This is a genomic window from Pseudocolwellia agarivorans (assembly GCF_002000085.1).
Taxonomy (GTDB): Bacteria; Pseudomonadota; Gammaproteobacteria; order Enterobacterales; family Alteromonadaceae; genus Pseudocolwellia; species Pseudocolwellia agarivorans.
This window is the reverse complement of the sequence record NZ_MUZU01000001.1, coordinates 424,245-439,310: the sequence shown is the minus strand read 5'-3', so window position 1 is coordinate 439,310 and position 15,066 is coordinate 424,245. Positions and strand designations below refer to the sequence as shown.

The 15,066-nt window shown below is 35.8% G+C and carries 13 protein-coding genes; 4 read left to right on the top strand and 9 right to left on the bottom strand.

Annotated features, from left to right (window positions below; translation table 11 throughout):
- Positions 1 to 4: 4 nt before the first annotated feature.
- Entirely contained in the window at positions 5 to 541 is a 537-nt protein-coding gene (smrB, locus tag B0X80_RS01910; protein ID WP_077338129.1) for an endonuclease SmrB, read from the bottom strand.
- Positions 542 to 595: 54 nt separating this feature from the next.
- On the opposite strand from smrB, the gene prmB reads away from it, so the two are divergent.
- The 3 genes from prmB to B0X80_RS01895 all read left to right on the top strand — a co-directional run bounded on the left by prmB (position 596) and on the right by B0X80_RS01895 (position 3,955).
- The gene (gene prmB / locus B0X80_RS01905) at positions 596 to 1,531 is read left to right on the top strand and encodes a 50S ribosomal protein L3 N(5)-glutamine methyltransferase (RefSeq protein WP_077338128.1); all 936 of its coding nucleotides are present in this window, start codon (positions 596 to 598) and stop codon (positions 1,529 to 1,531) included.
- A 43-nt stretch (positions 1,532 to 1,574) separates the two neighbouring features.
- A complete protein-coding gene (gene aroC / locus B0X80_RS01900; RefSeq protein ID WP_076419365.1) occupies positions 1,575 to 2,666 on the top strand; it encodes a chorismate synthase in 1,092 nt (363 codons plus the stop codon).
- 128 nt (positions 2,667 to 2,794) lie between these two features.
- Complete coding sequence (locus B0X80_RS01895; RefSeq protein ID WP_077338127.1) at positions 2,795 to 3,955, top strand: MFS transporter; 1,161 nt, start codon at positions 2,795 to 2,797, stop codon at positions 3,953 to 3,955.
- A 99-nt stretch (positions 3,956 to 4,054) separates the two neighbouring features.
- On the opposite strand, the gene hmpA is transcribed toward B0X80_RS01895, so the two are convergent.
- Positions 4,055 to 5,236: an NO-inducible flavohemoprotein gene (gene hmpA / locus B0X80_RS01890; RefSeq protein WP_077338126.1), complete on the bottom strand. Its 1,182-nt coding sequence runs from the start codon at positions 5,234 to 5,236 to the stop codon at positions 4,055 to 4,057.
- Between the two features lie 295 nt (positions 5,237 to 5,531).
- On the opposite strand from hmpA, the gene norR reads away from it, so the two are divergent.
- Complete coding sequence (norR, locus tag B0X80_RS01885) at positions 5,532 to 7,118, top strand: nitric oxide reductase transcriptional regulator NorR (protein ID WP_077338358.1); 1,587 nt, start codon at positions 5,532 to 5,534, stop codon at positions 7,116 to 7,118.
- A 96-nt stretch (positions 7,119 to 7,214) separates the two neighbouring features.
- Here norR and lipA read toward each other — a convergent pair whose 3' ends face one another.
- The 7 genes from lipA to mrdA all read right to left on the bottom strand — a co-directional run bounded on the left by lipA (position 7,215) and on the right by mrdA (position 15,066).
- Positions 7,215 to 8,183: a lipoyl synthase gene (gene lipA / locus B0X80_RS01880; RefSeq protein WP_076418822.1), complete on the bottom strand. Its 969-nt coding sequence runs from the start codon at positions 8,181 to 8,183 to the stop codon at positions 7,215 to 7,217.
- Positions 8,173 to 8,832 (bottom strand): lipoyl(octanoyl) transferase LipB, encoded by a 660-nt coding sequence (lipB, locus tag B0X80_RS01875; protein WP_077338125.1) that lies wholly within the window; start codon positions 8,830 to 8,832, stop codon positions 8,173 to 8,175. The genes lipA and lipB overlap by 11 nt, the downstream gene beginning before the upstream one ends.
- Positions 8,833 to 8,949: 117 nt before the next feature.
- Positions 8,950 to 9,213, bottom strand: a complete 264-nt coding sequence (ybeD, locus tag B0X80_RS01870) for a DUF493 family protein YbeD (protein ID WP_077338124.1) — start codon at positions 9,211 to 9,213, stop codon at positions 8,950 to 8,952.
- A 524-nt stretch (positions 9,214 to 9,737) separates the two neighbouring features.
- Positions 9,738 to 10,919, bottom strand: a complete 1,182-nt coding sequence (locus B0X80_RS01865) for a serine hydrolase (RefSeq protein WP_089024829.1) — start codon at positions 10,917 to 10,919, stop codon at positions 9,738 to 9,740.
- A gap of 261 nt (positions 10,920 to 11,180) precedes the next feature.
- Positions 11,181 to 11,948 carry a septal ring lytic transglycosylase RlpA family protein gene (locus B0X80_RS01860; protein ID WP_077338123.1) on the bottom strand — a complete coding sequence of 256 codons (768 nt, stop codon included), beginning with the start codon at positions 11,946 to 11,948 and terminating at the stop codon, positions 11,181 to 11,183.
- Between the two features lie 29 nt (positions 11,949 to 11,977).
- Positions 11,978 to 13,093, bottom strand: a complete 1,116-nt coding sequence (rodA, locus tag B0X80_RS01855) for a rod shape-determining protein RodA (protein WP_077338122.1) — start codon at positions 13,091 to 13,093, stop codon at positions 11,978 to 11,980.
- Entirely contained in the window at positions 13,090 to 15,066 is a 1,977-nt protein-coding gene (gene mrdA / locus B0X80_RS01850) for a penicillin-binding protein 2 (RefSeq protein ID WP_245825361.1), read from the bottom strand. Before mrdA ends, rodA begins: the two co-directional genes overlap by 4 nt.

The following is a 15,066-nucleotide window of genomic DNA, read 5'->3' as shown; positions in this document are numbered from 1 at the left end:
TTATTTAGCTAAATTTATCTTCTATTTCAACTAGCGCTAAAATAGCACCATTCCCTCCCCATTCTAGTGGTGCTTGATGAAAGGCCATTATATCAGGGTGTTGTACTAACCAATGGGGAACTTTGTTTTTGAGTATTCGAGAACCTAGCCCATGTATAATGCAAATACAGTGAGCATGTTCTTTTTGACAAGCAAATAACAACGAAGCAATTTCTAATTTGGCTTGCTGCTGATCAAGTCCATGAAGATCTAAAATCAGATCCGGCGCGTAATCACCTCTACGTAATTTTTTAGCTTCAAAGGTATCAACATCTTCACGTATATATTTTAATGGTCCTTGCTGATTAAGATCTGGTTCAAAGTCATCAGAAAAATAAAATTGCGCGTTTTGTTTATTTGATTCTTTATCTTTAATAATTCTTTTGGTCTTAGTGCTTTTCTTTGAGGGTTGGATTTTATCCTGTACAATAGGTTTCACTTTACCTACAGCATCTTTGAATAGTTGTTTTTCTTGTGGCGTTAAGCTGTCTTTTAGTTTCATGGCGTAAGTTTAAAAACATCTATCATTAATCACAAGTCTCTTATAGGAAAACATGTGAAAGAGTTGAACTTTTCATCTATTAATGAGCAATTAAATACAACGGGCGATTTTGTTCGGTTTGCAACAAGTCAGTTTAACCAGGCAGATCTTTATTTTGGGCACGGTACAAATAACGCCTGGGATGAAGCTATTTCGTTAATTATGTTTACGTTAAATTTACCTGAAAGTTTATTTGAGCAAGTTTTTTCTTGCCAGTTAACCTCAGACGAAAAAAATGACGTATTATCTATTATTGAAAAACGTATTGTTGAAGAAATCCCTGCTGCGTATTTAACTAATCAAGCCGTTTTTGCCAATTTACCCTTTTATGTTGATCAACGTGTTCTGGTACCTCGCTCTCCAATTGGAGAGTTAATTGAAAATAGATTTGTAAATTTAATTGATGAAAACAGCGTACCTCATAGAATTTTAGATTTATGTACAGGCAGCGGCTGTATAGCTATCGCATGTGCTTATGCATTCCCAGAAGCTGAAGTTGATGCGGTTGATTTATCGATTGATGCGCTAAATGTTGCCAACATTAATATAGAAAATCATGGCTTATCAGAACAAGTTATTCCAATTCAATCTGACGTTTTTTCTGGGGTTGAAGGGCAAGTTTATGATTTAATTGTGACTAATCCTCCTTATGTTGATCAAGATGATGTTGATTCCCTTCCGCAAGAGTATTTACATGAGCCTGAAATGGGCTTGGGATGTGGCGAAGATGGGTTAGACATTGTAAGAAAAATATTAGCGGAAAGTGCAGCGCACTTATCAGAAAATGGTATATTAATTTGTGAGGTTGGTAACTCACAAATTCATGTTGCATCAGTATATCCCGAAGTACCATTTAAGTGGTTAACCTTTGAACATGGTGGTCATGGTGTATTTATGTTAACCAAAGCACAATTAGAAGAATTTTCAGACATTTTTAAACAAAATGTATAGATTCATTTTGAGTTTTATTTTCAGTAAAGGTAGTTAATTTAGTATGTCAGGTAATACGTTCGGAAAATTATTTACAGTAACCACTTATGGTGAGAGCCACGGTTTAGGTTTAGGCGCCATCATTGATGGTTGCCCTCCTGGTTTGTCGTTAACGGAAGAAGATCTGCAAGTTGATTTAGATCGACGTAAACCTGGTCAATCTCGATTTACTACAGCTCGTCGTGAAGACGACGAAGTTACTATTATGTCAGGTGTATTTGAAGGTAAAACAACCGGTACGCCAATTGGCTTAGTGATCAAAAATAAAGATCAGCGTTCGCAAGATTACGGCAATATCTCTGAAAGCTTTCGCCCAGGGCATGCTGATTATACCTATTGGCAAAAATACGGTATTCGTGATTACCGTGGCGGCGGGCGTTCTTCTGCTCGTGAAACGGCTATGCGAGTGGCTGCAGGCTCTATTGCGAAAAAATTCCTAAAAGAAAAACTCGGTATTGTTATTCGTGCTTGTGTAACACAAATTGCAGATATAAAAGCTGAAACGTACGATTGGGACATTGTAGAAACTAACCCGTTTTTCTTCCCTGATGCAAACAAACTTGAGCAACTTGATGAATATTTACGTGATATTATGCGCCAAAAAGATTCTATTGGCGCCAAGTTAACGGTTGTTGCTGAAAATGTGCCTGTTGGTTTAGGTGAGCCCATTTTTGATCGATTAGATGCTGATATTGCTCATGCGCTGATGGGCATTAATGCCGTTAAAGGTGTTGAAATTGGTGACGGTTTTGAAGTGGTTAATCAAAAAGGCTCTGTACACCGTGATGAACTTACGCCTAATGGCTTTGCCAAAAATAGTGCTGGTGGTGTTTTAGGCGGCATTTCTTCAGGTCAAAATATTGTCGCACATATTGCACTTAAACCGACATCAAGCATTGGTGTTAGTGGTAAAACCATTAACAAACAAGGTGAGTCTACTGACTTAATCACCAAAGGTAGACACGATCCGTGTGTTGGTATTCGAGCAGTTCCTATTGCTGAAGCTATGCTGGCGTTAACGTTAATGGACCATTTTATGCGTAATAGAGCACAAAATGCTGATGTTATGTGCGAAACGCCAGATATATCAAAATAATTAATCCTATTCTTTTAAGGGGAATAGTATAATTTATCATCATAAGCCGATATAAAACTTTACTTTATATCGGCTTACTTTTTTATGTTTCATTTCTCATTCAAGTCTTTTTATTCCTAGGAAAATAAATGAAGTCTGCATTGTTTTTACGTTCGTCATTTAGCTACTTTTGGTATTTTGGCTTACTTGGCTTGATCATTCCTTTTTTACCACTGTTTTTAGATGGAAAAAATTTTTCGTCAGTGGAGATAGGAGAAATCCTTGCTATTTTTACAGCAACTAAAATTATTGGGCCTACATTATGGGCTGTTTTGGCTGATAAAACAGGCCAGCAGCTAGGAATTATTAGGTTAGGCGCTTTTTTAGCCTGTGCTTTTTTTACGTTTCTTTTTTGGCTAAATGATTATTGGCCCGTTGTTTTTTGTTTAGCAACTTTCAGCCTATTTTGGACCGCAATTTTACCTCAGCTTGAAGTTATGACACTTAACTCTATCAGGCGAAGTGCCCAAATTTACGCACGTATTAGATTGTGGGGAAGTATTGGTTTTATATTTTTTGCTGTTGTAGCAGGGGAAGTCATTGAGCAATTTAGTTCGGAAGCTTTTACCTACATAGGTTTTATTATTCTATTTGGTTTGTTTTTATCTACATTATTGATTAAGCAATCTAAAATTAAGCAGTCTCAAATAACTAAAACATCATCTATTAAAGGTAAACTTTTCAATATAAATTTTGCTGTATTTTTCATTGCGGGTTTATTACTGCAATTAAGTTTTGGGCCTTATTACAGTTTTTTTGCTTTGTATTTAAGAGATTTGCAATACCCTGGTTTTGCCGTAGGCATATTAATTTCTTTAGGGGTTATTGCTGAAATCACGATTTTTATTTATGCAGGTAAAATATTTAAACATTTTAGTGTTAAAAATATTTTAGTATTTAGCCTTATAACAACATCTTTCCGCTGGTTTTTAATGGGGCATTTAGGTGATTCTATGTTAGTTATGATCCTATCTCAGGCTATACACGCCGCAAGTTTCGGTTTATATCACAGTGCTTCAATACAGTTTTTACAACGACATTTCGATCCTAGTCAACAAAATAGGGGGCAAGCCGTATATATTGGTGGTGTTTATGGTATCGGTGGTGCAATAGGTGCGTATTTAGCAGGTGTACTTTGGTTAAATGGAGCGGGGTCAACTACTGCTTTTGATATGGCCATGCTTGCTGCATTTATTGGTGCTGTTTTCGCTTTATTTATTAAGGTAAATGATCGAGACAAAATTACTTAATCCGATTTAATTAACTCGATTAGGGGGAATTAATCTGAATTAAAGCCAACTAGGGAATAGCTATAGTTGGCTTTAAGGTCATTTTTGAATTAATTTATATTACAATGAAGCGTGAGGACCAAAAACCTCATAATGAATACGCTCTTCACAAACACCTAGTTTCATCAAGTCCGTTTTAGCAAACTTCATAAAACCAACAGGTCCGCATAAGTAAAAATTACCATCGTTTAACGGTAGATCAACTTGGTTGAAGTTAATAAAACCATGATGAGTATTCTCTTTTTCCGTAGCTTGTTCTTTATACCAAGTATTGTAAGACCAGCCTTTAGTATGACATAAATCTTGAGTTCGCTTTGCGAATGAATGCTGATCCTCGTTTTCACAAGCGTGAATATAATGAATTTGATTGTCGTAATCTTCATCAGCCAGTTTTTCTAACATAGCTTGCATAGGCGTGATCCCAACACCTGCAGAAACTAAAACCACAGGCGCGTCACGATTTACAAAAAAGAAGTCACCTGCAGGAGCATGTAAATCCACCAAATCGCCTACATTTAGGTTGTCGTGTAAGTGGTTAGACATTAAACCATTTTGTTCACCTAGCTCTCGCTTTACCGAAATACGATAGCTTTTACCGTTAGGTTTATCAGAAAGAGAATATTGGCGTATCTCAATGTTTTCACTTCCATGAGGTGTTAATTCTATACCAATATATTGTCCTGCTTGATAATCAAGAACAGGTTGTTGATCCATAGGCTCAAAAACGAAGCTTGTAACTAAAACAGATTCCACTTTTTTATCCACTAAACAAAAAGCCCGTTTACCACGCCAACCGCCATAACTAGCTTCACGTTCACTGTATAACTCTTCTTCGCGGTTAATAAAGATAGTCGCTAAAACGCCATAAGCAGCGGTCCAAGCTGTCTCTACTTCCTCGGTAAATTGTTCTGGCAGTAATTCTCGTAAGGTTTCAATTAAGTGTAAACCTACAATTTTATAATGCTCTGGTTGAATATAAAAACTAGTATGCTTTTGCGTAATACGTTCAACAGCGTGTTTTAATACGGCTAAATTATCAATATTTTTAGCATAAGCTAATATAGCTTCAAATAATGCTGTTTTTTGACGTCCTGTTTTTTGATTACTCATATTAAAAATATTTTTTAATTCAGGGTTATGAGCAAACATACGTTGATAAAAATGGTCTGTAATAGCTGGACCTCCAGCTTCTAATAAAGGAATTGTACTTTTTACAACAGCAATATGTGCGGTAGTTAACATTAATGGCTCCTAAGTGATTAAATATGTAATGCCCACCTATTAGTTCATTTACATTGCTACAAGGTAAATAAAGCCTAATTAAAAAATGGGTAAATTATTGTTAAAAACGTAATGAACTAAGTATTACAATAGTTGAGCCATCTTTTATTTATGTTTTAATTTCAAAGGGTTATGTTTTTATTTGTATGTTGTATTGATTTTAAGAGTCAAAATGACTTCTTTATTTTTGTGTCTTTTTGACTTGTTGTTTTTTATTTGACACACTGGGTTGTGTTTTACTTAAATGATTAATGCTATGAATGAAATTTCTTCAGCGGCACTTATTGAATTGTCGTTAAATTTAACTAAAAGTCTCACTAGTAATGATCGTTTTGATAATTTGTTATCGACAATCAGAAAAGCTATTACTTGCGAAGCCGTTGCGGTACTTGCAGTTAAAGGTGAATACTTGGTGCCTTTAGCGCTACAAGGGTTAAGTAAAGACACGTTAGGGAGACGCTTTGTTATAGCAGAACACCCACGCTTAACTAAAATTTGCCAATCAGAAAAGTTTGTTAGGTTTCCAAGTAACTGCCCATTACCCGATCCGTATGATGGTTTGTTAATTGCTCATGACGGCGACTTACCTATTCATTCATGTATGGGGATACCGCTACACTTTGAAGACCGATTAATTGGTATTTTGACTTTAGATAGTTTAATTCCTGAACTTTTTGACAACATTCCTGAACGTACATTGGAATTGATCACCGCAATGGCTTCAGTGAGTTTAAATACTGCTTTAACACTTGAACAGTTAGAGCGAAATATTGATCATTCCAACCAAGTTGTTGCTGCATTAAGTCAACCTAATGTTGTTTCTGAACAAAATGAATTAATTGGCCAAAGCGCCAAAATGATACATTTGAAGAAAGAAATAACACTTGTGGCATCATCACATTACAACGTATTAATACAAGGTGAGAGTGGTTCAGGTAAAGAGCTAGTGGCACATGACATTCATCAACAATCTTCTCGAAACACTTTACCTATTGTTTATGTTAATTGTGCCGCATTACCTGATAATTTAATCGAAAGTGAGTTATTTGGTCATGTTAAGGGGGCTTTTACCGGAGCTGATAAAAATAGAGCAGGAAAGTTTGTTATTGCCGATGGTGGTACTTTGTTTTTGGATGAAGTAGGTGAGTTACCTTTAGCTGCACAAAGTAAGCTACTTAGAGCTATTCAAAGTAATGAAATTCAAGCTGTAGGGCAAGACAAACTAATCACTGTCGATGTAAGAATTATTGCAGCGACCAATCGTAATTTACAAAATGAAGTTGAGAAAGGAAATTTTCGAGCCGATTTATTTCACCGTTTAAATGTGTATCCAATTGAAGTGCCACCTCTAAGAGAAAGGGCAGGGGATATTGCCTTATTAACAGGATTCTTTATTGAAAAAACGAAACGTAAATTAGGTATTAAGCAACTTAAAACATCACCAGATGTTATTGAGTATTTATCGGCTTATCATTGGCCGGGTAATATTCGTGAGTTAGAACATTTATTAAGCAGAGCCGCTTTAAAGGCTTTTGCTAAACAAAAAAATAAAGCGGTGGTTAAAATAACATTATGTGATTGTGATAATTTAAGCAATGAGTTTTTTAATCAAAATAGAACAACTCTCCAAGAAAAAACGAAAATAATAGCTGAAAGCTCTGTTCAGTCGTCAATGAACTTACGGCATGAAGTCGATGAATTTCAAAAGATGCTGATCAGTAAAGTATTAACGGAAGAAAAGGGGAGTTGGAGTATGGCAGCTAAGCGTTTAAATACTGATAGAGCTAATTTAAATCGTTTGGCAAAAAGATTGGGGATTAGTGTAATAAAAACAGTCGCCTAAATATCTAATTGTATTAGGTTGCTGTTAACGAAAAATAGGTATAAAAAAGGTGAACTGAGTTCAGTTCACCTTTATCAAGCTTAAAAATAATAGAAATTACTTAACTTCTTCACCAGCTGCTTGTTTATCGGCATGGTAAGAAGAGCGAACCAGTGGACCACAGGCTGCGTGGTCAAAGCCCATTTTCATAGCTTCTCTTTGAAACATGTCAAAGTCGTCAGGGTGTACGTAACGTTCAACCGGTAAATGATGCTTACTTGGTTGTAGGTATTGACCAATGGTTAACATGGTTACACCATGAGCGCGTAAATCACGCATTACTTCTAGTATTTCTTCGTTAGTTTCACCTAAACCAACCATAAGGCCTGATTTAGTAGGAACAGTAGGATTAGCTTCGCCAAATTTCTTCAATAAATCTAATGACCATTGGTAGTTGGCACCTGGGCGAGCTTTGGTATATAAGCGTGGTGCTGTTTCCATATTATGGTTGAAGGTATGAGGAGGATGAGCGTTCAGTATTTCTAATGCTTTATCCATACGACCACGAAAATCTGGAACTAATATTTCAACTTTGGTGTGTGGAGAATGTACGCTAATTTCTTTAATACATTCAGCAAATTGTTGTGCGCCGCCGTCACGTAAATCATCCCTATCTACTGAGGTAATAACTACGTATTTAAGTGCCATGTCTTTCAAGGTAAGAGCTAGTTTTTTAGGTTCGTCTTGATTTACAGCTAAAGGACGACCGTGACCTACATCACAAAACGGACAACGACGCGTACAAATATCACCCAAAATCATAAAGGTTGCTGTACCGTGGTTAAAACATTCAGATAGGTTAGGACATGAGGCTTCTTCACATACTGAGTGTAAATCATGTTTACGTAAAGCTGACTTTATCGCGTCGATACGATCTGTTGTTCTTGGTAACTTTATACGTAACCATTCAGGTTTACGTAACATTGTTTCTCTTTCAGAAGGAACAACTTTAATAGGGATATGCGCCATTTTATCGGCGTCACGCAGTTTAGTACCAGCTTCTATACGTGATGATTTAGTTGTCATTTAATGTTTCCAACCCTGTTTTATATACAATAGTGTTTGAGTTTAAAAGAGTGCTTATATGTTTAACTAAAGACTCTCCAGCTTCTAATACATTTTTTGGTCCATTTAAGGTAGAGGTTTGAACCATTTCTAAACCTGCGTATCCGCATGGGTTAATAAGTAAAAATGGCGATAAATCCATGTTAACGTTCAATGCTAAACCGTGAAAAGAACAACCTTTCCTTACTCTTAAGCCTAACGATGCTACCTTTTTGTTATCTATATAAACGCCTGGAGCATCAGGTTTTGCTACCGCTGTAATGCCATAATCATTCAATGAACCAATAATCGCATTTTCGATTAAAGTTACAAGGTTCCTTACGCCCATCTTCCTTCTACGAAGGTTAATTAATACGTATAAAACTTGTTGTCCAGGACCGTGATACGTCACTTGCCCGCCGCGATCTACTTTTACAATAGGGATGTTACTTGTACTTAATATGTGTTCTTCTTTGCCTGCTTGTCCTTGTGTAAAAACAGCAGGGTGCTCAACTAACCAAATTTCATCTAATGTTTCATCATTACGATTATCTGTAAAGCTTTGCATAGCATGCCAAACCGTTGTGTAATCGGTTTGGTTTAATTGTCTAACAATCAAAGAGTCATTCATACATTGGCCTTGGTATTTAACAAACAGGCTGATGTGCTAAATGTATTATAAAAGAATAAAAGTGACATTACATTGTACTGCTTATAAGGATTTATATTTATGATGCGATTATTCGTATTACAGTACGTAACGTACTTCTTCAATAGCAGTAAGTGTTTTATAAATTGTTTCAATATGATCTTTACTTGTTACTGTTACTGCAATTGAAACTGAATGATAGTTTCCTTTCGAACTAGGTTTTATTTTCGGAGAATAATCACCCGGAGTATGTTTTTGTAATTCAGCAATAATAAGGTCTGGCAGCTCATCACAAGCAACACCCATTACTTTGAAGTTTAAAACGGTAGGGAATTCTAATAGTTCATCAAACTTAGTTTGCATTTTTGTACCTAGGACTTTCAGATTTTAGTGATATGAAACTATTTTATCACTAATTTGAGCTGTAGCGCTAACCTCATCTGATATGTTTTTAAAATTTAGCTTGTAGTACTGTAAAGCTGAAAACACAGTTTATACCTGTTTCATTTAGGAGATATTTTATTCAAAATAAAGCGTGATTTTCGAAAAAGAATATTTATTTAACTTGAACTCGATTTTAGAGATATTTAACAAATTGAAATATAACAAAAAATAATTTTATTGAGCCTCTAGCTTGATAGTTTTTCTTAATTCAAAGCAAATTTCGCGTCAATAGCTGGTTTATTGCAAGTAAATTTAACGCAGAAATTATGAAAAATAGCTGCTAGAGAAGTATTTGTTAAGATGAGTTTAGGTTATTTAGTAACTGCTTGTTATAAAAATAAAATTAGAGTTGGCTCAACTCAAGGCAGATAATAGTTTACTAAAAATGAAAAAGGATACGTTCAACGTATCCTTTTTCATTTATCGGCCAAATTGAGTTTGGTTTAAAATAGATCAGCAAACTGTAATTTAACGTAATCCATTAAACGACTAAACATGCTGCCTTCATTGATTTCTTGGAGAGTAACTAATGGGTACTCTGCTATATCTTCACCATTAAGTTGTAAAAATACTTTACCGACAACTTCGCCTTTACTTAAAGGAGCAGTAAGTTGTTTGCTTAATTCGAAATTAGCTTCTAAATTTTTACGCTGTCCGCGAGGAATAGTAATCGGAGTGCTGACCATTATACCTAAATCTACTTCAGGTACACTTCCCATCCATACGCGATTAGTTACAAACTTTTCGCCTGCTTTATACGGCGTATAAGTTTCAAAAAATCTAAAGCCGTAGTTAAGTAGTTTTTTGCTTTCTACTTTACGAGCTCTTTCACTGTCGGTACCCATCACTACACTGATTAAGCGCATATCGCCTTTAGTTGCAGATGTTACTAAGCTATAACCAGCTTGTGAAGTATGTCCTGTTTTTAAACCATCAACATTCATACTTTTATCCCATAACAAGCTATTACGGTTATATTGTTTTATGTTGTTGTAAGTAAAAGATTTTTGTTTGTATATTTTATATTCCTCAGGCACATCATTAATAAGGGCTTTGGCTAACGTTGCCATGTCGCGTGCTGTGGTTTTATGTTCTTGGCTGTCTAATCCGTGGCTATTTTCAAAATAACTACTACTCATACCAAGTTGTTCAGCATGAGCATTCATTAAGTCAGCAAAAGCGCTTTCGCTACCGGCAATATGTTCTGCCATGGCAACACAAGCATCGTTACCTGAAGCAACAATAATACCTTGATTAAGTAGCTCAACTGGTACTTCTGTACCCACTTCAATAAACATTTTAGATGATTCAGGGAAGTTTTTTGCCCAAGCTGATTCACTAATAGTAACTTTATCAGTATTTTTTATATTACCTGAGGTTAATTCTTTACCAATAATGTAGCTTGTCATCATTTTAGTTAAACTAGCAGGTGCTAGTAAACTGTCAGCGTTTTCTTCAGAGATAACTTTACCTGTTGTAAAGTCGATTAATATATGAGCTTTTGCGTTCACAGTCGGAGGAGCTGGAATAATATTATTTGCATGTACGGGGGAGAATGCGCTAAGAGATAATGTACCGAGTAATGTGAAGAGTTTTGCGCGTGACGAAAGCAGTTTCTTCGTCATAAAAATAAGCATAATGTTCCTTTATTCTACTGTTATAAAAGCCAAAATATTTTTCAGCAGTATAGCATTATTATTCTTTATTGCTATGGTGTACTAAGGATGAAGTTGTTACTTTTCGTGTATTTTATACAAAAAATATAAAGGAAGAGATGTTTTTATCATTTTTAGTAATAAGTTAGTTGTTCAGATCGTTAGATTTACAAAATGAAACAGGCAAGGGGAAATAATAAAGCGAGTTATCCTCTTCCCCCTTGATTTAGATTATTTAATGTAGCTTTTAAATGCTTTGGGGTAACCGTTTTGTTTAATTTTTGTGAGTGCTTGTTCAAGCTTCATTTGACTGATAAACGGTCCTATTTTTACTCGATAAACACCGTCTTGATAAGGTGTGCTAATTTTGTAGGTATATTGTTTTTTTAAGGCATTCGATGTTTCTATCGCTATATGTTTATGCTGAGTTGCAAAAACTTGAATATAACCGATGGGTGATGTGTTTTTCTCAAGAGTTTGGTCAGTATTAATGGCTTCAATGGTAACGATTGCCGTCCCTTTTTTTAGCATATCAAGTTTGTAAGCCGCACTGTAAGATAAATCTATAATTCTGTTTTCATGAAAGGGACCACGGTCGTTTACTCGAACAACAACTGATTTTTTATTGAGGTGGTTTGTTACTTTTACATAAGTGGGTAAGGGCAAATTTTTATGGGCAGCACTCATGCTGTACATATTATAAACCTCACCATTTGATGTTAAATGCCCATGAAATTTGTTGCCGTACCAAGAGGCAATACCTGTTTGTTTAAAATTATGAGCAGACTCTATAACTTGATAGTTTTTGCCTCTAACAGTGTAATTTTTATTGCCACCTCTGCTGTGGGCTTCATTTCGGGGGACAGCGTCTAATAGTTCAGCGTTTGTAGGTGTTCGGGTAGGTATACTGTCATTTTTTTGGTGGTATCGACCTGTTTGAGTCGTACTACAAGCACTGAGCAATATTATTAAAAAAACTAACCATTTTTCGTGTTTCATACTCACCCTTGTTTTTTATTTATACTTATTTATGCATGTACGCGTTTATTGGTGCTTATTGCCATGATCATACCAAACCCAGCCATTAGGGTTACCATAGATGTACCACCGTAGCTTACAAGAGGTAAGGGGACACCTACAACAGGTAATAAACCAGAAACCATACCAATATTAACAAAAACATAAACGAAAAAAGTTAAGGTTAAACTACCCGCTAACAATTTAGTAAAGGCTTGTTGAGCATTAATGGCAATGTAAAGCCCTCGTATGACTATAGCTAAGTAAACGGCGAATAATACAGAAACGCCTATTAATCCAAACTCTTCACTAAACACGGCAAAAATAAAGTCGGTATGTCGTTCAGGTAAAAATTCAAGTTGTGATTGTGTACCTTGTAACCATCCCTTGCCATGAATTCCTCCTGATCCGATCGCTATTTTTGATTGAATAATATGGTATCCACTGCCTAAAGGATCTTGTTCTGGGTTTAAGAAGGTTAATACACGTTGTTTTTGATAAGTTTCCATCAAGAAAAACCACAAAATAGGTGCAAAGCCTGAAGCTAAACCAACACAAACCCCAATTAACTTCCAACTAGCACCTGCTAAAAATATAACAAATATACCTGAGCAAGCAATTAGTAAAGAGGTGCCTAAGTCGGGCTGTTTAGCGATGAGTAGTGTAGGCATAAGTACTAAAATAAAAGCGATAATAATATTAGATATTTTTGCAGGTAGATCGTATTGGCTTACATACCAAGCGATGGTGATAGGTACAATAAGCTTCATTATTTCAGAGGGTTGAAATTTCATAAAACCTAGGTCTAACCAGCGTTGCGCGCCTTTACCTATGTGTCCAAATAAGAGTACAGACACAAGTAACATTAAGCCTAAAACAAACATAGGTACAGCCCATTTTTGATAAGACATAGGTGGAATTTGTGCTACAACTAACATAACAACTAAGGCTATGCCTAAGCGAATAGATTGCCTAATGACAATATCTAATTCTTGTCCACCAGCACTGTATACAACAAAGAGGCCTAATATCATTAGGCACACAATACCAATTAATAGAGGAAGGTCGACATGAATACGTTGAAGTAGGGTTCTATGCCTTTGCTGATCTTGGCCTGTTGTTCTCACTTGTGGTTACTCACGTTTTTTTCACCATAAACTTTTGTGTGATGTGGGTGGCGACTTGGATCTTTACTGATAATCACTCTGTCACCAAAATACTGATCCATCATTTGCCTTGCTACTGGCGCTGCGTTTGAGGCACCACCACCTTTTGCTACGTTTTCTATAGCAACTGCTACGACTATTTCTGGTGACTCATAGGGAGCAAAAGAGATAAACATAGCGTTATCGCGTTGATTCTCTTGCGTAGTTTCTGCATCGTATTTTTCATCTTGTTTAATGTTGGCAACCTGCGCTGAACCAGTTTTACCTGCTGCATCGTAAGTTGTTCCTTTAAATGCGTTATAACCTGTTGCTCCGTATTTTTGAACAGTATTATGTAAAGCATCTAGTACTAAATCCCAATTTTTCGGATCTTGTATAATGATAGGGGGTTTGTCTTCGTAAACGACATCTTTAGTGACCGTAGACACTGATTTTTTATTATCAATGATGATATTGGTTGTTTCGGTCGTTGATTTTAATAAATGTGGTATTTTTACTTCACCTTTATTGACCAAAATTGTAATTGCATTAACGAGTTGAATGGGGGTTACTGTCCAATAACTTTGCCCTATACCCACCGATAGCGTTTCGCCGGTATACCATTGTTGGTTATATTTGGCTCTTTTCCATTCAACACTTGGCATAGTACCGCTTCGCTCTTCATGAATATCTAAACCGCTATACTCACCAAAGCCAAACTTTTCCATCATGTTACTTATACGCGTTATGCCTAATCTAAAGGCAAGGTCGTAGTAATACACATTACAAGACTCTTCTAAAGACTTGGTTAAGTTGACTTTACCATGCCCCCATTTTTTCCAATCGCGCCTTTTGGTTTTAACACCTTTAAGTTGATAAAAGCCGGGATCAAAAATTTCATATTCTGGGGTGATCATTTTTTCTTCTAGACCTGTTAAGGCGATAAGAGGTTTTATGGTTGAAGCTGGCGGAAATAGGCCTTGCGTACTTCTATTGATAAAAGGTAAGTCTTTAGAGTTTCTTAATTTATTATAATTTTTGCTACTAATACCGTGAACAAATAAATTACCGTCGTAGCTAGGGTTTGAATACATAGCGAGTATTTCACCATTGCGAGGATCCATAATAACGATTGAACCGCGTTTTCCCGATAAGGCACGTTTAGCGACCATTTGTAATTCAATATCAAGGCTTAATGTAATGTCTTTTCCTGGTACAGGAGGATTAAAGCTTAGGGTTCTTATTATTCTACCTTGGTTATTTATTTCTACTTCTTGGTGACCTATGGTGCCATGTAGTACGTCTTCGTAATATTTTTCTAAGCCTAATTTACCTATATTGCGGGTTGCAGCATAGTTATCAGCTTTACCCTGATCTTCAAGTTTTATGTTGTCACGTTGGTTTATTCTAGCCACATAACCTATTGAATGCGTTGTTAAATCACCAAAAGGGTAGTAACGCTTTAATCGGGCATCAATAAAAAAACCAGGGAATTTATGTTGATTTACCGAAAAAGTAGCAACTTGTTGATCACTCAACCGAGAGTGTATTTCAACAGGTTTAAAACGTCGTTTGCTACGAATAGACTTCAGAACTTTTTCTTGTTTTTCTGCGCTAATATCTAATAATTGACCTACTTCTGTTAGTTTTTCTTGTATGTTTTTAACATCTTCAGGAATGACTTCTAAACTATAAATAGGTTTGTTTTCAGCTAATAAAACGCCGTTTCGATCAAATATAAGACCGCGGTTAGGAGCAACAGGCAATAATTTTATACGATTAGAGTTAGATTTTGTTTGGTATTTATCGTAAGAATTAACCTCAAGGCTATATATATTACTGAATAAGATCAGCAACATAATTAATATTCCGATAAATGAAATAAAAGCTCTACGTGCAAATAAGTTAGCTTCTGCCGTATGGTTTTTTATGGAAATGCGTTTACGTGCTGACAC